Here is a 19,997-nt window from a genome sequence, read left to right on the forward strand (position 1 = left end):
GTCACTTCCTCCGGTGCTCGGGAGCGGGGGCGGGAACGAGATGCGGGGCGATGCTGGCGAACTTCTCGCAAGTCTCGGCGTACTCCCGGGACGGCCGGGAATCGGCGACGACACCGGCGCCGGCCTGCAGCCAGGTCCGTCCGCCATGGGTGTGCAGGCAGCGCAGGGCGAGCGCGGCGTCGAGGGAGCCGTCCTGGCCGACCTGCACGGCCGCCCCCGCGTAGAGCCCTCGCTCGGCGGGCTCCAGCTCGGCCACCGTCCGGCAGGCGACGCCACGCGGTATGCCGGAGGCGGTGATCGCCGGCGACAGCACGGCGAGCGCCTCCCAGTTCGTCACACCGGGCCGCAGCCGGCCGGCGACGCGGGAGGCCAGATGCTGGACACTCCCGCGGGCCTCGACGTCCATGAACCGACGGACGACGACGCTGTCAGGGACGCAGATGCCGGCGAGGTCGTCCGCGACGGCGCGGACGGACACCGCGTGTTCGAAGACCTCCTTGGCGTCGGACCACAGCTCGGCCCGCGCCAGCGCGTCCTGTTCCACACCGCGTCCGAGCGGGCGGGTGCCGGCGAGCGGCTGCGAGCTGACCTCGCCGTCGGCACCGACCTCGGCGACGGTCTCCGGGCTGAACCCGACCGAGCGCATACCCGGCAGGTCGACGAGGAAGGTGCGGGCCGGGCTGTTCGCCCGCCGGCCCCGCAGGCAGGTCGCGGCGAGATCCACCTCGAACGGCACCGGGACGCGCCGGGACAGTACGACCTTCGCGAGCCGGCCGGCCTGGATGCGCTCCACCGCGGTCGTGACAGCCTGCTGGTACGCATCGGCACCGGGTGTGACGACGTCGAGCAGGCCGGAGTCGAGCGGGCCGGGCTGATGCCGCTCGCCGCCCAGCGGGCCCTCGGCGGGCAGCCGTTCGACGGCGGTGAGCACCCGGGCCACGGTGGCCTCGTCGGTGCCGCGGACGTCGAGCCGCCCCGGGGTGATCCGGATCTCGACCTCGGGCACGATGAGCTGGGCCAACGGTGCCGCCGTCCGGCGGCGCACGGCGCGCCCCGCGGTGTGGCCGCCCTCCCCGGCGCTGACGCGCTGGCCCGGGGGCCGGCCCGTCCCGGGACCGTCCGGGCCGTCCGAGCCGGCACCAGTGGCGAACTCGGTGGCGAACTCGAAGGCGACCCAGCCGTAGGCCCGCCAGTCGACCACGGGGAAGGTCGCGGCCAGCTGTGCCAGCTCGACGGCCGGGGGGCGGGTCACGGGCCGGTTGGTCTGGCGGTCGCCGTAGTGGACCACCACCCGGTCACGGTGCAGGGTCACCCCGCACAGCGCCCCGCCCGCGTACCACCAGGCGCCGTCACGTTCGTAGAGCACGCACTGGTCGAACAGCCGGGCGGCGGCCAGACCGGTCGCGCAGGCCGCCGGGTCGGCGGGGCCGGTCACCGACCACGAGCGGTAGGACGCCGGTGTCGGGGGCAGGATCGTGGTCTCGATGCGGGTCCTCACCGATCAGCCCTGCCGCCGGTGGAGACGGCCGGTTCCGGCACGGCCGCGGGGTCGGGCACGGGCGCGGTGGTGGATCCGGAGGCGGCGGTGGAGGCGGTGGTGGAGGCGGATTCGGTGGCCGCCAGTGACCGCTTGTCGACCTTGCCGACGGCGGTCAGCGGAAGTACGTCGACGACCCGCACCCGCTCCGGCGTCTTGTACGCGGCGAGGCCCCGCTCACGCAGGAAGGCGGCGACGTCACGGGCGGTCGGCGGTGGCCCGTCGCAGACCAGGAAGGCGACCGGGCACTCACCCCACTTCAGGTCCGGGACGGCGACCAGCGCGGCGTCGACGACATGCGGGCAGGCCCGCAGATGCTCCTCCACCTCGACCGCCGCGATCTTGTCACCGCCCTTGTTCACCTGGTCCTTCACCCGGCCGACGACCTGCAGGTGGCCGCCGGGGAGCTGGCGGACGAGGTCACCGGTCCGCAGCATGCCGTCGGCGGTGAAGGCGGTGCGGTTGTGCGCCTCGGCCCGGTAGTAGCCGCGCAGCGTGCACGGGCCGCGGGTCAGCAGTTCGCCGACCTCGCCGGGTGGGACGGGCCGGTCGTCGGCGTCGGCCACGACGATCTCGTCGGCCGGGGACATCGGCCGCCCCTGGGTGGTGTGCCGCAGCTCGGCCGGGTCGTCCGGCCGGGTGTAGCAGACGAGGCCTTCGGCCATGCCGTACACCTGCTGCACCGGGACGCCGAGCGTCGCCTCGGCGCGGGCTGCGAGGTCGTCGGGGATCCGCGCGCCGCCGACCTGCAGCAGCCGCAGGCTGGACAGGTCCGGCCGGCTGATGGCGAACTCGTCGAGCCAGTAGGGGACCAGCGGCGGGGTGAGCGCCACGGCCGTGGCCCGCTCCCGCTGGACGAGGCGCAGCGTGGTGGTGGGGCTGGGGTCGCGGGCCAGGACGACGGTGCCGCCGGCGACGAGGGTGCCCAGCACGCCGGGTGAGCTGAAGGCGAAGTTGAACCCGACCGGCAGCACGACCAGGTAGACGGTGTCGGCGCCGAAGCCGCAGGCCTCGGCGGCGCCACGGGCGGCGAGCAGGTAGTCGTCGTGGGTGCGGGGCACCAGTTTCGGGGTGCCGGTCGTGCCGCCGGACAGCAGCAGCGCGACGAGGTCGTCGGGGGTCGGGGCCCGGCCGCCGACGGCCGGGCGGGTCGGTGGGCCGGCCCGTTCTCCCTCGTCCAGCAGCGCGGGCCAGCCGGTCACGGCGGCGGTGCCGCCCGGGCTGTCGGCGTGCGCGCCGACGACGACCAGCAGCGGCGGTCTGTCCAGGCCCGCGCAGGCCTGCTCGGCGAGCTCACGGAGGTTCACCCGCCCGGCACGCTCGGCGACGACGTAGGCCGCGGGTTCGGCGACGCCGAGCAGCGCCCGGATCTCCGCCAGCCGGTGGCCGGGCATCGCGTGCACGGGGACCGCGCCCAGCCGGGCCAGCCCCAGCCACAGGTGCACGAACTCGGCCCGGTTCGGCAGCTGGACCAGGACGCGGTCGCCGTGGCGCACACCGCGGGCGGCGAAGCCGGCGCAGACCTGGTCGGCGATGGCGTCCAGGTCGGCGTACGTCCACCGGGCCGCGCCGTCGACGAGCGCGGTGCGCCCGCCGTGGCTGGCGGCGAGGTCCCGCAGCAGATCACCGACGGTGCGCCCGGCCCACAGTCCTGCCTGCCGGTACCGGGCCGCGATCGGCTCCGGCCAGGGTTCCCAGCCCTCGCGCACTGCACCGCCTCCTCGCAGAAATTTTTCCCCGATCAACCCAACGCGGACTACTGTAAATGAAAACCATGTTCATATGTAGCAATCAGGTAGTTCGGAAGTAACCGATGTGCAGCACTTCGGTAACTGACGGGCATACCGGTGCATCGGTCCAGCACTCCGGAAGCTGAGGATCATGAATGTCGACGAACTGATCGCAGATCTCGCGGCCGAGGACATCGCGATCTGGCTGGAGGCCGGCGAGCTGCGGTTCCGGGCGCCACGCGGCGCGATGACCCCGCAGCGGCGCGCGGTGCTGCGCGAGCACCGCGAGGCGATCCGGTCGCACCTCGCCGACGACCGCGTCCCGCAGGTGACCGGCAGCGACGAGGCACACCGCCACGAGCCGTTCCCGCTCTCGGACCTGCAAGCCGCCTACCTGGTCGGCCGCGGCGACCTCTACGAGCACGGCGGGGTCGCCTGCCACGCCTACATCGAGCTCGGCTACCCCGCGGAGCTCTCCCCCGACCGGGTGAGCGCCGCCTGGGACGCCCTGGTCACGCGGCACGACATGCTGCGCGCCCTCGTCCACGCCGACGGCTACCAGGTGGTGCTGGCCGATCCGCCGCGTACGCCGATCGACGTCGCCGACCTGCGCGGCCAGGGCCCCGACGCGGGCCGGGCACGGATCGAGGCGGTGCGCGCCGAGCTCAGCCACCGGGTCGCCCGCACCGACCGCTGGCCGCTGTGCGTGCCCCGGATCACCTGGCTGGACGACGCCCTCGTCGTCCACCTCTCCCTCGACCTGCTGGTCGTCGACTACGCCAGCGCACAGCTCCTGCTGGCCGAACTCGACCGGCTGTGTACCGACGGCGGCGCGGGTAGCGGCACCGACGCCGCCCTGCCGCCGCTGGCCGTGACCTTCCGCGACTACGTGCTCGCCCGCCGGGCCGTCAGCGAGACCGCCGGCTACCAGCGCGACCGCGCCTACTGGCTCGGACGTCTCGACACCCTGCCCGCCGCGCCGGAGCTGCCCGCCGCGCCGCAGCCCACCGAGGACACAGCCACCGGACGCCCCACCACCGGGGACACCGCCACCGGGGACACCGCCACCGAGGCGGCCCGGTTCGACCATCTGGAGCACCTGCTGACCGCGGCCGAGTGGGACCGGCTGCGCGAGACCGCCCGCTCCCACGGCCTGACGGTGTCCGCGGTGCTGCTCACCGCCTACGCCGAAGTGATCGGCAGATGGAGCCGGAACACCCGGTTCACCCTGAACCTGCCGGTCTTCCAGCGGCTGCCCGTCCACCCCGACATCGAGGCGGTCGTCGGCGAGTTCACCGCCGTCGAGCTGCTCGCGGTGGACCTCACCGAGCCCACGGGCTTCGCCGAGCGGGCCACGGCCGTCTCCGCGCAGCTCATCGAGGACCTCTCCCACCCGCTGTTCACCGGCAGCGAGGTGCTCGCCGAGCTGGCGCACCGCACCGGGCAGCGCCCGCTGATGCCGGTGGTCTTCACCAGCACCCTCGACACCGCGCCGCAGTCCGCGGCCGCGAGCACCGTCCGGTACGCGATCAGCCAGACGCCGCAGGTCTGGGTCGACTGCCAGGTGATGCCCCGCGCCGGCGGGCTGTCGCTGTCCTGGGACGTCCGCCGCGGGGTCCTGCCGGACGGGCTGGCCGAGGCCGCCTTCGGCTCCTACGTCGAGGCGGTGCGCCGGCTCGCCGCGGACCCGGCGGCGTGGACGGGCCCGGCCCCGGTGACACTGCCGGACGCCCAGCTCGCGGTGCGCCGGGCGGTGAACGACACCGAGGGTCCGGTGCCGGGCGGGCTGCTGCACGAAGGGGTGCTGGCCCAGGCCGCGCGGACCCCGGACGCCGCCGCCGTGACCTCGGCGCGGCGAGCCCTGACCTACCGCGAGCTCGCCGCCGAGGCGCGCGCCGTCGCCGACCGGCTCACCGCCGCCGGGGTCGGGCCGGCCGAGCCCGTGGCGGTCGGCATGGACAAGGGCTGGGAGCAGATCGTCGGCGTGCTGGGGGTGCACCTGGCCGGTGCCGCCTACCTGCCGGTCGACACCAGCCAGCCGGCCGCCCGGCGTGCGGCGATCCTCGCCGACGCCGGGGTGCGCCTGCTGCTCACCCAGCCGTGGCTGGCCGAGTCCGCGGGCTGGCCGGCCGGCATCGAGGTCCTCGACGTCACGGCGCCCACCGACACCGACCTACCTGACGCGACCGGCGCTGCCCAGCCGGGCGAGGCGGGCTTGGCGGCCGGGAACCCGTCGCCAGGGAACCCGTCGGCCGATCCGGACGACCTGGCCTACGTCATCTACACCTCGGGGTCGACCGGCACCCCCAAGGGCGTGATGATCAGCCACCGGGCGGCGCTCAACACGGTTGTCGACATCAACAGCCGGTTCGGGGTCGGGCCGGGTGACGCGGTGCTCGGGCTGGCGAGCCTCGGCTTCGACCTGTCGGTCTACGACGTGTTCGGCCCGCTGTCCGTCGGCGCGCGGCTGGTGCTGCCGGACGCCGACCGCCGCGCCGACCCGTCGCACTGGGCGGAGCTCGTCCGCGGCGCCGGGGTGACGATCTGGAACTCGGTGCCCGGCCAGCTGCAGATGCTCGCCGAGTTCCTGCGCTCCGCGCCCGAGGACGCGGCCGAGCTGCCGACGCTGCGCCTGGCGATGCTGTCCGGGGACTGGATCCCGGTGCCGCTGCCCGACGAGATCCGCCGCCTCGTGCCCGGGCTCGCCGTCGTCAGCCTGGGCGGCGCGACCGAGGGCGCGATCTGGTCGATCGCGCATCCCATCGGCGTCGTCGACCGCGGCCGGCCGAGCATCCCCTACGGCACGCCGCTGGCCAACCAGACCTTCCACGTGCTCGACCCCGCGATGCGTGACCGGCCGGATTGGGTGCCCGGCGAGCTGTACATCGGCGGGACGGGCGTCGCCCTGGGCTATCTCGGGGACGCCCGGCGCACCGCCGAGCGGTTCGTGGACCATCCGGTCACCGGTGAACGGCTCTACCGGACCGGTGACCTGGGCCGCTACCACCCCGACGGCACCATCGAGTTCCTCGGCCGGGAGGACGACCAGGTCAAGATCCGCGGCTACCGGATCGAGCTGGCCGAGGTGGAGACCGCCGTCCTGGCGAACCCCCAGGTCGGGGCGGCCGCGGTCGTCGTCGACGACGCCGGCCCGGCCGGGCGCCGGCTCGCCGCCTTCGTCGAGCCGGCCCACCTCGCCGACGACGACCTCCGCGCGGCCTACTTCCCCGCCGCGGAGGCGGCGGCGGTCGGCCACGACGCGGCCGAGGCGACGCACCACGACGCGAACACCGACCCGAACACCGACGACAGCGGCGCGGAACCGGTCGACCCGCAGGCGCTCGACCGGTTCCTGACCGCCATGGACGACGTCGCGCTCGGGCTGATGGCCCGCATCCTCGCCGACACCGGCCTGCCCGTGGAATCAGCGCCGCTGGATCCCGAGGCGGTGTGCGCGGCGATGCGGGCCACCCCGACCAGCGCGCATGTCGTCCGGCGCTGGCTACGGGCGCTCGTGGCCACCGGCCGCCTTGACCCGGCCACCGGAGGGCTCGCGGCGGGCACCGTGCCGGACGACGACCAGCTCGCCGCGCTGTGGAAGGAGCTGGACGACGCCGAGGCGGCGGTCTCCTACGGCACCGACCTGGTCGAGGTGATGCGGACCTGCGCCGCGCACCTGCCCGCGCTGATCAACGGTGAGCTCGACATCCGGGCACTGCTGTTCCCCGGCGCCGAGACCGACGTGCTCGCCGCGGCCTATCGGGACAACCTCGCCCTGCGGCACCTGCACCGCGGGGCGGTCGCGGCGGCCCGGCGGATCGCCGCGCTGCACGCCGCCGGGCCCCGCGCCGACGAGCCGCCGCGGGTCCTGGAGGTCGGCGGCGGGGTGGCGGCCACCACCGCCGAGCTGGTGCCGGCGCTGGCCGAGTTCGGCGTCGACTACCTCTACACGGACCCGTCGCGGTTCTTCGTCCGGGAGGCGGAGCTGCGCTTCCCCGAGTTCCCCTGGGTCCGGTTCGCGGTGTTCGACCCGGCGGTGGACCCGCGCCCGCAGGGGCTCGCCCCGAACTCCTTCGACGTCGTCGTCTGCCCCAACGTGCTGCACAACGCCACCGACATCCCGGGCATGCTGGCGGCGCTGACCGAGCTGCTCGCGCCGGGCGGCTGGCTGCTGGTCATGGAGAACGCCCGGGACGACCACCACCCGCTGCTGGTCTCGCTGGAGTTCCTGGAGGCGACCTCCGGCCCCCGCACCGACCTGCGGGCCGCCGCCGGCCAGTCCTTCCTGACCGACCCGCAGTGGGCCGCGGTGCTCGCGGACGCGGGTGCCGACGTCGCCGCGGCGCTGCCGCACGCCGACCATCCGCTGCACCGCACCGGCCAGCGCCTCTTCCTGGCCCGGGCGAAGACCGACCGGGCGCCGGTCAGCCCGGTGACGCTCGGCCGGCACACCGCCGACCGGCTACCGGAGTACATGGTCCCCGCCGTCTGGCAGGTCGTCGACGCGCTGCCGCGAACCGGCAACGGCAAGACCGACCGGGCCCGGCTCACCGGCTGGCTGCCGCGGGCCGACGGACCGGCGGCGCCGTCCACCCGCTCCGCGGAGCCGGCGGACGCGCTGGAGAGCCAGCTCGCCGGCCTGTGGGCCGAGCTGCTCGGGGTCGCCCGGATCGGCCGGCACGACGACTTCTTCGCCCTCGGCGGCGACTCGCTGCTCGTCGCCCGGATGGTCGGCCAGGTCCGCGAGCGGATCCCGGACGTCGTCGCGCTGGAGTGGGAGGTGGTGCTGCGCCACCTGCTGCGCCAGCCGACCGTCGCGGCGCTCGCCGAGTTCCTGCGCGCGGCGACCGCCCTCGGCCCGGCGGGCCGGGACGGCGGCGCGGGCACGGGTTCGGGCGCGGGCTCGGGTGGGCCCGGCGGCGCCACCGGCTCCGCCCTCGTCGAGCTGCACGGGGACGGTCTCGCCGACCCGGCCGCACCGATCACCGTGCTGGTGCATGCCGGCACCGGCACGCTGATGCCCTACCGCGCGCTCGTCACCGAGATCCGCCGGCGCTCCGCGGGCACCGCCGCCCTGATCGGGCTGGAGGTGCCCGACCTGGCCGCCTACCTGGACGCGGAGCCCACCGGGCAGGTCGAGGCGCTCGCCGCCGGCTACGTGCGCGGCCTGCTCGACCTCGCCCGGGACACCGCCGGCCACCGGGAGATCCACCTCGTCGGCTACTGCCTGGGCGGCCTGATCGCCCTCGAGGTCGCCCGCGGCCTCGCCGAGGCCGGGGTCCCACCCGCGTCGCTGACCGCGATCAGCTCGCACAGCCCGCGGTTCCGCCTCGACGACGCCCTGCTCGCCGAGTACTCGTTCGCCGTGATGATGGGCATCAACCCGCCCGACATCGGTTTCCCCGCGGACGAGACGGAGGTCGCGCGGGCCAGCGAGGCCGTGCTCGCCGAGACCCCCGGCGTGCTGCGCGACGGCGGGATGGCCGAGCTGGACGGGCCGTTCGCCGACGTCGCGACCCGGTTCCGCGAGCTGGCCGATCTGCCGCGCGAGGAGCGCGTCGAACGGATGTGCCGGACGGTCCCCGCCTCCGCCGGCATGTACACGCCGGAGCACATGACCCGGCTGCTGCGCACCTTCCAGCAGAGCGTGTTCTCGATCAGCCGCTATCTGCCGGAGCCGTACGCCGGTGACGTCACGTTCCTGCGCCACAGCGGGACGTATCCGTTCCCCGGTAGCAAGGAGGCGGTGACCGCGCAGTGGGAGGAGGTCTGCCTCGGCGACCTGCGCATCATCGACGTCCCCGGCGACCACTTCACCTGCCTGTCCGTCGAGCACTCCCCCGGCGTGCTGCGGCTGATCGGCGAGCTCACCGCCGGCGCGGTGACCCGATGAGCGGTGACCAGGTGAACGGTGACCAGATGAGTGGCGATCCGGTGAGCGGCCGGACCGTCGGTGTGCTCGGCGCGTCCGGCATGGTCGGCCAGGGTGCGGCCGTCGAGCTGCGCCGGCTCGGTGTCGACCGGCTGCGGCTCGGCGCCCGCCGGCCGGACGCGCTGCGCCGGCTCGTCGACGACCGCCTCGGCGGCCACGGCGAGGTGCGCCCGGCCGACGCGACCGACCCGGAGAGCCTGGCCGCGTTCTGCACCGGCTGCGACATCGTGATCAACTGCGCCGGGCCGACCTACCAGCTGAAGGAGACCGTCGCGGCCGCGGCCGTCGCGGCCGGCGCGCATTGTGTCGACGTCGCGGGCGACGACCCGGCCCACGAGCGGATGGTCGCGCGGGGGCTGGCCGGCACCGACCGCGCGGTCGTGTTCTCCGCCGGCGTGCTGCCCGGGCTGTCGAGCATCATCCCGCGCTGGCTGGCGCGCGCCTTCGACCGTCCCGAGACGCTGACCGCCCACGTCGGCGGCCGGGAGCCGTGCTCCCCGGTGGTCGCCGCGGACATGCTGCTGTCGCTGCGGACCGGCGGTGCGGACGGGGCCGCGTTCGGCGAGGCGCTGGCCGCCTGGCGGGCCGGCCGCCGCCGCTCCCGGGCGCTGCGGGCCACCGAGCGGGCCCGGGTGCCGGGCTTCCCCGGCCTGGTCGCCGCGACCCCGTTCCTGTCGGCGGAGACCGAACGCCTCGCCCGGGTCCTGGCCCTCACCGACGTCGACTGGTTCAACGTCCACCCGGGCAGCGCGGTGCGGGCCGAGATGCTGCGGCTGCCGCACTACCTGGCCGAGGCGGCGGGCTCGGCAGCCCCGGCGGGCTCGGCTGGAGCCGCCGATCCGGCCGCCACCACGGCCGGGGGCGGGGCTGGGGAGTCACTCGGCGTCCGGCTCGCCCGCGCCGCCGAGCTCGACCTCGCCGGGCGCAGCCCGTTCTACGCGATGGCCTTCGCGATGACCGGACAGACCGCGGGCGACCCGGCGAGGCGGACCGCCCTGCTGCGGACCGCCAGCAGCTACCACCTGACCGGCCTGGTCGGCGCGCTGGCCGCCCAGCACGTGCTCGCCGGCAACGTGCCATCCGGCCTGCACTTCGCCGCGGACGTCCTCGATCCGGATCTGGTCGTCGAGGGGCTGCGCGCCGCGTCGGCGTCGTTCTCCCTCTCCCTGACCGTCGCGGACTCCGCCCCCGCCTCCGGCGAGCGCCGTTCCCCGGCGGACGCCGGGGGCCCGGACCTGCCCGCGGAGGACCTGGTCGAGGAGGGCGTGCTGTGACACCGCCCGAGCAGTCCGGGCCATCCAAGCAGTCCGGGCCGGCCACGCGCCCGCTGCGGGTCGTGGTGTGCGGCACGAACTTCGGCCGGCTCTACGCCGAGGCGGTACGCGCGCTGCCCGAGCAGTTCACGCTGGCCGGGGTGCTCAGCCGCGGCAGCGCCTACTCCCGGGCCTACGCCGACCGGCTCGGGGTCACGCACCTCGACGCCGTCGAGAACGTGCCCGACGACGTCGACCTGGCCGTCGTCGCCGTCGGGTCGACGGTGTCCGGCGGGGCCGGCAGCGAACTGGCCGGCGCGCTGCTGCGCCGTGGGATCCACGTGCTGCAGGAGCACCCTGTGCACCCCACGGAACTGCTCGCCCAGACCCGGCTGGCCCGTACCGCCGGCGTGCAGTACCAGGTCAACACGCACTACCACCAGGTCGAGCCGGTCCGGCGCTTCCTCGACGCCGCCGCCCGGCTGCGCGCGGTCGAACCGGTCCGGTTCGTCGACGCGGCCACGTCCGTGCATGTCCTGCTGCCGCTGCTGGACATCCTCGCCCGGGCCCTCGGCGGGGTCCGTCCCTGGAGCCTGGAACCGACGGACGGCGGGACGGCCCCGGCCTCCACCGCCCCGGGGGCCGGGGGCCGGGGGCTGCGGGCGCTGGCCGGGCAGCTCGGCGGCGCCGCCATCCACCTGCGGGTGCACAACGAGCTCGACCCGCACGACCGGGACAACCAGGCGCTGCTGTGGCACCGGGTGGCGCTCGGCACCGACGCGGGGGTGCTCACCCTCGCCGACACCCACGGGCCGGTGCTGTGGAACCCGCGGCTGCACGGCCGGCGCGACGCCGACCGCCGGCTGGTGCTCGACAGCCCGGCCGCCGACTACCTGGACCAGCCCAGCACCGCGACACTGCCCGGCACCGAGCCGCTGCGGCAGCGCGACGTCGTCGGCGGGCTGTGGCCGCAGGCGATCCGGCGGACACTGCGCGCCTTCGCCGCCCGGATCGACACCGGTGCCGACCCACTGCCCGCGGCCCAGTTCGACCTGTCGGTCGCCCGGATCTGGACCCACGTCACCGGCCGGCTCGGCCCGCCGGACGCCGTCCGGGCCAGCGAGCCCCGGCGGGTCACCGCCGCCGACCTGGCCGGCGACCAGCCCGCCGGGGACGAGGCAGCCGAGGCGGCGGGCGACCGCGGGCGGGCCTCGGCGACCGGCGGTGCCGCCGGCACTGCCACCACCGCGCCGGCCGCGCCCGTCCCGCCCGCCACGGCGGAGCCGTACACCCCCACCGCCGAGTTCTTCGACCTGGTCGCGGCCGACCACGTCGGGCGCAACAGCGCCCCGCGGGTCGTGCGCGCGCTGCGCGGACTCGACCTGGGCCGCGGCCCGGTGGTCGAGGTCGGCGCCGGCACCGGGCTGCTCACCGAAGCCGTCGCCCGGGCCTTCCCGACCGTGGAGATCATCGCCTTCGAGCCGTCGGCGGGGATGCGCGCGGTGCTCTCCGGCCGGGTGATGCGCGACGACGACCTGCGGCGCCGGGTCACCGTCAGCCCGCTGGCCGCGCCGGATCTCGCCGCCGACCTGCCGGACTCGATCAGCGCCGCGCTGGTCTGCGGCGTCGCCGGTCACCTCGACGGCGAGCAGCGGCGGGCCACCTGGCGGGCGCTGGCCGAGCGGATGGCTCCCGGCGCGGCTATCGTCGTCGAGCTGATGAACCTGCCGGGCGCAACCCGGATCGAGCGGGCCCGCCTGGGCCGGGCGGACCTCGGCGAGCACTCCTACGAGTGGTGGTTCGAGGCCGAGCCGGCCGACCCCGTCCAGCCGAACGACAGCCCGCCGGACGAGGGCCTGATGAGTATGCGGACGACTTGGCGGGTGCTGCGCGCCGGTGAGCTCGTCCGCGAGGTCGACGACGCCTACCAGTGGCGGGTCGTCGACCTGCGGGCGCTCGCCGCGGAGGCCGGCCTCACCTACGGCCCGCCCGACGAATCGAACGCCCCGCACGCCACCACGATCGGGACGCTCGTCGTCCCGCGCCCCGCCCTGTCCGTCACCTCCTCCCATCCGTCCACCGAAAGGACCGCGCGTTGACCGGCCAGCCCACCGCCGAGCCCACCACCGTGGCGCACCCGCCCGCCGCCGGATCTCCCGCCGAGGCCGTCGGCACCGCGCCCGACGCGGGCACCGCCCCCGACGCGGGCACCGCGCCCGCCTTCCCCCTGCCGCGCACCTGCCCGTTCGCCCCGCCACCGGACTACGCGCGGCTGCGCGACGAGCAGCCGGCGTTCCAGGTCCGACTGCCTACCGGCGCGCTCGCCTGGGTGGTCAGCCGCTACGCCGACGTGCGGGCGCTGCTCGCCGATCCACGGGTCAGCGCGGACGCGCGGCACCCCTCGTTCCCGGCGATGGGTGTCGGGGAGCGGGAGACCGCCGCCCGCAACCGGCCGTTCATCCGGACCGACCCGCCGGACCACACCCGCATCCGCAAGATGTTGCAGGCCGAGTTCACGGCCCGCCGGGTCCGGGACATGGTGCCGGGCCTGACCGCCTTCGCCGAGTCGCTGGTCGACGAGATGATCGCCGCCGGCCCTCCGGTCGATCTCGTCTCCGCGTTCGCGAACCGGATGTCGACGGCGACCGTCCTCAACCTGATGGGAGTGCCCACCGACAACCTGGAGTTCTTCCGCGACGTCACCCGCATCTCCGGCGGCCGGGGCAGCACCGCCGAAGAGGCGCAGGCCGCGCTCGGCAACATGTTCCGGATGTTCAACGAGCTGATCGACCGCCGGCTCATCGAGCCGGGCGAGGACCTGCTCTCCCGGCTCGTGGTGAACCACCTCGCCACCGGCGCGGTCACCCGCCAGGAGCTCATGTCGACCATCGGCATCACGATCGTCGCCGGCCGGGAGACGACCACCAGCATGATCGCGCTGGGCACGGCGGTGCTGCTGGAGAACCCGGACCTCGCCACCGCGCTGCGGGGCGACCCGGAGCTGCTCGGGCCGACGGTCGAGGAGCTGCTGCGGCTGCTGTCGGTCGCCGACTCGATCCCGCTGCGCGTCGCCACCGCCGATCTCGACATCGGCGGGGTGCGGGTACCCGCGGGCGACGGCCTCATCCTGCTGCTCGCCGGGGCCAACCACGACCCCGACGTGTTTCCCGACCCGGAGCGCTTCGACCCGCACCGGACGAACCGCCACCATGTGGCGTTCGGTTTCGGGATCCACCAGTGCATCGGGGCGAGCCTGGCCCGGGCCGAGCTGGAGATCTCCTACCAGGTCCTGCTGCGCCGGTTGCCCGACCTGCGGCTCGTGGTGCCGGTCGCCGAGCTCGAGTTGCGTAACGACTCGGCGACGTTCGGCGTCGAGGCGATGCCGGTGGCCTGGTGAGCCTGGTGAGCCTGATGAACCAGCCTGGACGGGGGGCGCCGGCGGCGCACCCGACGGGCGCCGTCCGCCGCTACGCGCCACGCCCGGCGGCCAGGCTGCGGCTGGTCTGTTTCCCGCACGCCGGTGGCGGCGCGAGCAGCTTCCGGGCCTGGGCGGCGCTGCTGCCACCCACCGTGGAGCTGCTGGTCGTCCAGTACCCGGGCCGGGAGGACCGCTATCGCGAGCCCTGCGCCGTGGACCTGCACGGTTTCGCCACCGCGGCGGCCACCGACCTGCTGCGCTACGTCGACCGGCCGTACGCGGTGTTCGGGCACAGCATGGGCGCGGTCATCGGCTACGAGACGGCCCAGCGGCTGCGCTGGCACGGCCGCGCGGAACCGGTGCGGCTGATCGCCTCCGGCCGGCCCGCCCCCGACAAGGAGCTCGGCGGCACACTGCACCGCGCCGACGACGACGCGCTGTGCGCGGAGCTCACCCGGCTCGGCGGCACGGCGACGGAGGTGCTCGCCGATCCGGACGTGCGCCGGGCCGTCCTCGGCTACGTGCGCGCCGACTACCAGATGGTCGAGACCTACCGGCCCCGGCCCGTCGACCCACTGGCCTGCCCGCTGACGGTGTTCACCGGCGACACGGACCCGGAGTGCGACGAGGAGCGGGCGCGCACCTGGGAACGCTTCACCAGCGGCCGGTTCGGCGTGCACGTCTTTCCCGGTGACCACTTCTACCTGGGCCCTCAGCGTGGGCAGGTGGTGTCCACCCTGCTCGGTCTGCTCGACCCGGCGCTGGTCGGCGCGCACGCCGCCTGGCCCAGCACACCGTGACGGGGCCGCGCGGGCGTCGACAGCCCGGAGCTTTGGACGGAGATCACCGTGCGTGACTACTACTCACCGATGGCGGAGTTCTACGAACTGGTCGCCCGCCGGCAGGCAGCGGCGAGCGGACCGCCACTGGCCGCGGCGCTGAGCGCGCTGCCGGCCGGGATCGGCCCGGTCGTCGAGATCGGCGCGGGCACCGGCCGCCTCACCGAGGTCATCGCCGCCGCGCTGCCCACCGAACCGATCGTGGCGGCCGAGCCCTCGGCGACGATGCGCGCTGTCCTCACCAGCCGGGTGGCGTCGCGCCCGGAGCTGCGCGGCCGGGTGACCGTCGTCGACGGCGCCGCCCCCGGGCTGGCGCTGCCGCCGCGGATCGGCGCCGCGGTGGTCTTCGGCGTCGCCGGCCACCTGCCCGGCCCGGACCGGGCGACGCTGTGGCGCCGGCTGCGCGAGCGCCTGGCGCCCGGCGGCATCATCGTGGTCGAGCTGATGGGTGCCCGGACGCCCCGCGTCCTGCCCCCCACACTGACGGTGGCGGACACCGTCGGCCGGCAGCGCTACGAGTGGTGGGTGGAAGGCCGGCCCGGCGGGTCACCGGGCCTCATGCGCTTCACCACCACCTGGCAGATCTACCGCGGGGACAGCCTGGCCAGGGTCGTCGACGACTCCTACGACTGGTGGACGCAGGACCCCGCCGAACTCGCCGCGGAAGCCGGGCTGCACTGCGCGAACGTCAGCGGCGCCGCCGAGGGCACCTTCCGCGTCGTCGTCCTCACCGCCGCGAACCCACCGGCAAGCCCGCCGGCAGACGCGCCGCCGCCGCGAGGGACGCACGGAATCGACCCGCCACCGCCGGACGTCAGGCCGAGCCGCCGTGCGGGCCTCGCGTCCTGACTTTTCAGGCTCGCCCTTCAAGCTCGCCCCAGGCCTGCCCAAGCCTGCCGCCCAAGCTCGCCCTTCAAGCTCGAAACGAGGACACGAACGGTGACCACATCAGCCCCCGAGGAATACGACGTCATCGTGGTGGGCGGTGGCCCGGCCGGCTCCACCGCCTCAACCCTGGTCGCCCGCGAAGGCCACCGGGTCCTTCTCCTGGAGAAGGAGGTGTTTCCGCGCTACCAGATCGGTGAGTCGCTGCTGCCCGCGACGATCCATGGAATCTGCCGGCTGCTGGGCGTGGCCGAACAGGTCGAACAGGCGAAGTTCATGCCCAAGCGCGGCGGCAGCTTCCGGTGGGGCACCAACCCGCAGCCGTGGAACTTCCTGTTCGCGCTCTCCCCCCAGCTCTCCGGCCCGACGTCGTTCGCCTACCAGGTGCGCAGGGCCGACTTCGACGACATTCTGCTGCGCAACGCCGCCAGGAATGGCGTCGACGTGCGGGAGGGTGTCGACGTCCGCGAGGTTCTACGCGAGGGAGGCCAGGTACGCGGCGTCCGCTACCTCGACGGCGAGGGGGTCAGCCACACGGCGACGGCGACATGGCTGGTCGACGCCTCGGGCAACAAGAGCGCGCTCTACAAGGAAGCCGGTGGTGACCGGCACTACTCCGAGTTCTTCAAGAACATCGCGTTGTTCGGCTACTTCGAGGGCGGAAAGCGGCTGCCGGGCCCGGACGCCGGCAACATTCTCTGCGCCGCCTTCGACGAGGGCTGGATGTGGTACATCCCGCTGTCGGACACGCTGACCAGCGTGGGCGCGGTGGTCAGCCGCACCCAGGCCGACCAGCTACGCGGTGACCAGGAGGCGGCCCTGTGGGGTTTCGTCAACCGGACATCGGTCGTCCGCGAGATGATGTCCGACGCGACGCGGGTCACCGAGGGAATGTACGGTGAGCTGCGCACCCGCCGGGACTACTCGTACACCAACACCAGGTTCTGGGCACCCGGCATGGTCCTGGTCGGTGACGCGGCCTGCTTCATCGACCCGGTCTTCTCCACCGGTGTGCACCTGGCCACCTACGGCGCGCTGCTCGCCGCCCGGTCGATCAACAGCGTGCTGGCCGGCGACCTCACCGAAGAACGCGCGTTCGGCGAATTCGACGGCAGATACCGCCGGGAGTACGGCGTTTTCCACGAGTTCCTCACCGCCTTCTACGACATGCAGGCGAACGAGGGCTCCTATTTCTGGAAGGCCCGGAAGGTCACCGAGGAGAACTCGACCGACCTGGAGGCATTCGTCACGCTGGTCGGCGGCGTGTACTCGAAGGAGGCCGCGCTCACCGGAAGAAGCGGCGAGTCCGCCACCCTGGCCGAACGGTTCAACCGCTCCGCGGCCGACCTCGCCGACGCGGCGGAGAAGACCGGCACCATGCAGACCGAGTCGGGTGAACGCATGTACCACCTGTTCGGCGCGCCCGTGGTCGCCGATGTCATGCAGGAGATGAACCAGATCCAGGCACGCGGCCTCCGCGGCGAGGCGACCAGGGAATCACCGATCCTCAAAGGCGGTCTCGTTCCCTCCAGAAGCGGCCTGCGCTGGGCCGAGGCCGCGCGCTGAACCCGCGGGCTGGATCCGCGGGCTGAATCCGTGCGGATCACGGCGGAACTCACCGCGGCCCCAACCCTGGACGAGGCGATGGGAGGTACCCGCATGCGGGACGGAGATCTGCGCGGCCTGATCACTCTGGTGGTCGGCGCGGCCGGTGGGATCGGCGGTGCCGTCGTCGAACTGGCGGCCCGCGAGGGCGCCCGGGTGGTCGCGGCCGACCGCGACGAGCCGGCCGCGGCACGGCTGGCGGAGCGGCTCACCGGCCAGGGGCCGGCAGTCGTCGCCCACGGGGTCGACGTCACCGACGAGGCGTCGGTGACCGCGCTCGTCGACAGCGTGGAGGCCGAACTAGGGCCGATCGACGCGCTCGTCAACTGTGCCGGGATGGTGCGCGTCGCCGACGTCGCGGCGACCACGGTCGCGGACTGGCGGACGATGCTGGAGGTGAACGCGACCGGGGTGTTCCTGGCCAGCCGGGCGGTCAGCGCCCGGCTGGCCTCACGACGGCGCGGGAGCATCGTCACCGTCGCCTCGGACGCGGCCGGCGTCCCACGCAGCGGGATGGCGGCGTACGCCGCCGCGAAAGCCGCGGCCACGCATCTCACCCACTGCCTCGCGCTGGAACTCGCCCCCGCCGGGGTGCGCTGCAACGTGGTCTGCCCCGGCGTGACGGACACTCCTCTGGCGCGGGCCGCCTGGCCGGGCCCGGACGGTCTCACCCGGGCGGCCGCCGCGACCCCGGAGCGGTTCCGCAACGCGATCCCACTCGGCCGGGCCGCGCGGCCCGGCGACGTCGCCGAAGCCGTCGTGTTCCTGCTGTCCGACCGCGCCCGGCACATCACCGGGCACAGCCTCTACGTCGACGGCGGTGCCGCGCTGCGCGGCTGAGGAGACACCACAGACCTCAGCGCATCCCTCTTCCCACTCTCTTTCCTCTTCCTTTCCTCTTCCCACTCTCTTTTTCTCGGTCCCTTTCCACCCAGATCGCTCACGTGTCCAGCAAAGCGGGCTGCCCGCACCGAGGAGGACAGTCACATGGCCCTTCCGCCCGTGCCGGACTATCCGATGCCGTCACCGAACCAGCTGCCGCCGAGCCGGGTCGACTGGCGCTGCACGCCGACCAGGGCCGCGCTCCTCGTCCACGACATGCAGGCTCACTACCTGGCGCCCTACCCGGAGACGGCCTCACCGAGACGGGAGCTGATCGCGAACACGGCTTCCCTGTGCCACGCGGCCCGCACCGCCGGAATCCCGGTGTTCTGGAGCGTGGCACGGCCCGCCGCCGACCGGGCCGAACGCGGCCTGCTCTGGGACTTCTGGGGCGCCGGCATGGCCGGCGACGGCGCGCGCCTCGTCGACCCGCTGGTCCCCTCCGCAGACGAGGGCACCATCGTCAAACACCGCTACAGCGCGTTTCACCGGACCAACCTGCTTCAGCGGCTCGCGGCGGCCGGACGTGACCAGCTGGTGATCTGCGGCGTGTACGCGCACATCGGCGTCTACGCGACGGCATGCGATGCCTTCATGTCCGACATCGCCCCGTTCCTCGTGGCGGACGCGGTCGCCGCGTTCAACCCGGACCAGCATCTCGGCGCGCTCCGGCTCGCCGCCGGCCAGTGCGCCGCGGTGCTGACCACCACGCAGATCCTGACCAGCTGGTCCTGAACAGCTTGTCCACCCCCAGGCCGATGCCGCCCAGGCGGTTCAGGGGTCAGCGGACGAGGCCGACGTGCAACAACGATATTGGGAGGGACGATAATGACCTCGGAAGACCAGATGCCAGCGACCGACGAGGACCGGCCAGACCGGGCGGACCCAGACCAGGCGATGGCGGCGTGGAAGGTCCTGGGGCCGCTCATGGACCTGGTGACCCCGATGGCGCTTCGTGTCGCCGCGACGCTGCGGCTCGCGGACTTCATGCCGGATGACGGTGCCGCCGACGGCGCCGCCCTGGAGGACCTGGCCGAACGCGTCGAAGCCGACCCGAACGCGCTGGCCCGCGTGCTGCGCCACCTGACCCAGCGCGGGATCTTCACGGAGCCAAGCCCGGGGAGGTTCGCGGCCAGCCCTGCCGCCGCACTGTTGCGGACCGGTGCGCTGGGGACCGCCTGGTTGGACCTGACGGGCTTCGGTGGCCAGATGGATCTGGCGTTCACCGGCCTCCTGCACACGGTGCGCACCGGCGAGCCGGCCTGGGAGCAGGTCTTCGGCCAGCCGTTCTGGCCCTACCTCGACGCCAATCCCGCGATCAGGGCCTCCTTCGACGCGCTCATGGCGATCGAGGCCGGCAACACCGCCGTGGCGACGGGCTTCGACTGGTCGACGGTCTCGCACGTGGCCGACATCGGCGGTGGGACCGGCACGCTGATCGCCGAGGTGCTGCGCCACAACCCGCATCTGCGCGGCACCCTGGCCGACCTGCCGAAGACCGCGGCCCGCGCCCGGGAATACCTGGCCGGCCTCGGCCTGGACGACCGCTGCGAGGTCATCGGCCAGAGCTTCTTCGACCCGCTGCCCGCTGGCCGGGACGTCTACCTGCTCACCCGCGTCATCCACGACTGGGACGACGCCGCCGCGAGCGCGATCCTGCGCCGCTGCGCGGAGGCCGCGGGCACAGCCGGCCGGGTGCTGATCATCGAATCCGCCCCCAACCACGACCCCGCCGGATTCGCGGAGATGGACCTGCGCATGCTCGTCCTCGCGGGCGGTCGTGAGCGCACCCTCGACGACTACTCCGCCCTCGCCACCGACACCGGCCTCCGCATCAACAAGATCCACGACCAGGTAGAGCGTTACATCATCATCGAGTGCGTCCCGGCCTAGCCGCCGCCTACGCAGGCCAGCCG

12 protein-coding genes are annotated in these 19,997 nt (G+C 74.4%); 10 read left to right on the forward strand and 2 right to left on the reverse strand.

Features of this window, described 5'->3' with window-relative positions; all coding sequences use genetic code 11:
• Position 1 precedes the first annotated feature (1 nt).
• Together AC08OV_RS09830 and AC08OV_RS09835 are read right to left on the reverse strand one after the other, a co-directional pair.
• On the reverse strand, positions 2 to 1,498 hold the full coding sequence (locus AC08OV_RS09830; protein WP_476614957.1) for a salicylate synthase: 1,497 nt from the start codon (positions 1,496 to 1,498) through the stop codon (positions 2 to 4).
• A complete protein-coding gene (locus AC08OV_RS09835) occupies positions 1,495 to 3,246 on the reverse strand; it encodes a (2,3-dihydroxybenzoyl)adenylate synthase (protein WP_476614958.1) in 1,752 nt (583 codons plus the stop codon). Before AC08OV_RS09835 ends, AC08OV_RS09830 begins: the two co-directional genes overlap by 4 nt.
• A gap of 172 nt (positions 3,247 to 3,418) precedes the next feature.
• Between AC08OV_RS09835 and AC08OV_RS09840 the strand changes: the two genes are divergently transcribed.
• The 10 genes from AC08OV_RS09840 (at position 3,419) to AC08OV_RS09885 (ending at position 19,974) form a co-directional block, all read left to right on the forward strand.
• Positions 3,419 to 9,160 carry a non-ribosomal peptide synthetase gene (locus AC08OV_RS09840; RefSeq protein ID WP_476619576.1) on the forward strand — a complete coding sequence of 1,914 codons (5,742 nt, stop codon included), beginning with the start codon at positions 3,419 to 3,421 and terminating at the stop codon, positions 9,158 to 9,160.
• 26 nt (positions 9,161 to 9,186) lie between these two features.
• On the forward strand, positions 9,187 to 10,473 hold the full coding sequence (locus tag AC08OV_RS09845; protein WP_476619577.1) for a saccharopine dehydrogenase NADP-binding domain-containing protein: 1,287 nt from the start codon (positions 9,187 to 9,189) through the stop codon (positions 10,471 to 10,473).
• Positions 10,470 to 12,551, forward strand: coding sequence for a Gfo/Idh/MocA family oxidoreductase (locus AC08OV_RS09850; protein WP_476619578.1), 2,082 nt, complete (start codon positions 10,470 to 10,472; stop codon positions 12,549 to 12,551). Before AC08OV_RS09845 ends, AC08OV_RS09850 begins: the two co-directional genes overlap by 4 nt.
• On the forward strand, positions 12,548 to 13,849 hold the full coding sequence (locus tag AC08OV_RS09855; protein ID WP_476619579.1) for a cytochrome P450: 1,302 nt from the start codon (positions 12,548 to 12,550) through the stop codon (positions 13,847 to 13,849). Before AC08OV_RS09850 ends, AC08OV_RS09855 begins: the two co-directional genes overlap by 4 nt.
• Positions 13,846 to 14,670: a thioesterase II family protein gene (locus tag AC08OV_RS09860; RefSeq protein WP_476614943.1), complete on the forward strand. Its 825-nt coding sequence runs from the start codon at positions 13,846 to 13,848 to the stop codon at positions 14,668 to 14,670. Before AC08OV_RS09855 ends, AC08OV_RS09860 begins: the two co-directional genes overlap by 4 nt.
• Positions 14,671 to 14,718: 48 nt before the next feature.
• Positions 14,719 to 15,558, forward strand: a complete 840-nt coding sequence (locus AC08OV_RS09865) for a class I SAM-dependent methyltransferase (RefSeq protein ID WP_476614942.1) — start codon at positions 14,719 to 14,721, stop codon at positions 15,556 to 15,558.
• 90 nt (positions 15,559 to 15,648) lie between these two features.
• Positions 15,649 to 17,160, forward strand: a complete 1,512-nt coding sequence (locus tag AC08OV_RS09870) for a tryptophan 7-halogenase (RefSeq protein WP_476614941.1) — start codon at positions 15,649 to 15,651, stop codon at positions 17,158 to 17,160.
• 30 nt (positions 17,161 to 17,190) lie between these two features.
• Positions 17,191 to 18,039 (forward strand): SDR family oxidoreductase, encoded by an 849-nt coding sequence (locus AC08OV_RS09875; protein WP_476614940.1) that lies wholly within the window; start codon positions 17,191 to 17,193, stop codon positions 18,037 to 18,039.
• A gap of 147 nt (positions 18,040 to 18,186) precedes the next feature.
• Complete coding sequence (locus AC08OV_RS09880; protein WP_476614939.1) at positions 18,187 to 18,816, forward strand: isochorismatase family protein; 630 nt, start codon at positions 18,187 to 18,189, stop codon at positions 18,814 to 18,816.
• Positions 18,817 to 18,927: 111 nt separating this feature from the next.
• Positions 18,928 to 19,974 (forward strand): methyltransferase, encoded by a 1,047-nt coding sequence (locus tag AC08OV_RS09885; RefSeq protein WP_476619580.1) that lies wholly within the window; start codon positions 18,928 to 18,930, stop codon positions 19,972 to 19,974.
• Positions 19,975 to 19,997 lie beyond the last annotated feature (23 nt).

It is taken from the genome of Frankia sp. CeTa3Moorea, assembly GCF_978021225.1.

Coding starts and splice junctions, on each gene's coding strand:
- AC08OV_RS09840 (WP_476619576.1), top strand. CDS start 3,419: ATGAATGTCGACGAACTGATCGCAGATCTCGCGGCCGAGGACATCGCG.
- AC08OV_RS09845 (WP_476619577.1), top strand. CDS start 9,187: ATGAGTGGCGATCCGGTGAGCGGCCGGACCGTCGGTGTGCTCGGCGCG.
- AC08OV_RS09880 (WP_476614939.1), top strand. CDS start 18,187: ATGGCCCTTCCGCCCGTGCCGGACTATCCGATGCCGTCACCGAACCAG.
- AC08OV_RS09885 (WP_476619580.1), top strand. CDS start 18,928: ATGCCAGCGACCGACGAGGACCGGCCAGACCGGGCGGACCCAGACCAG.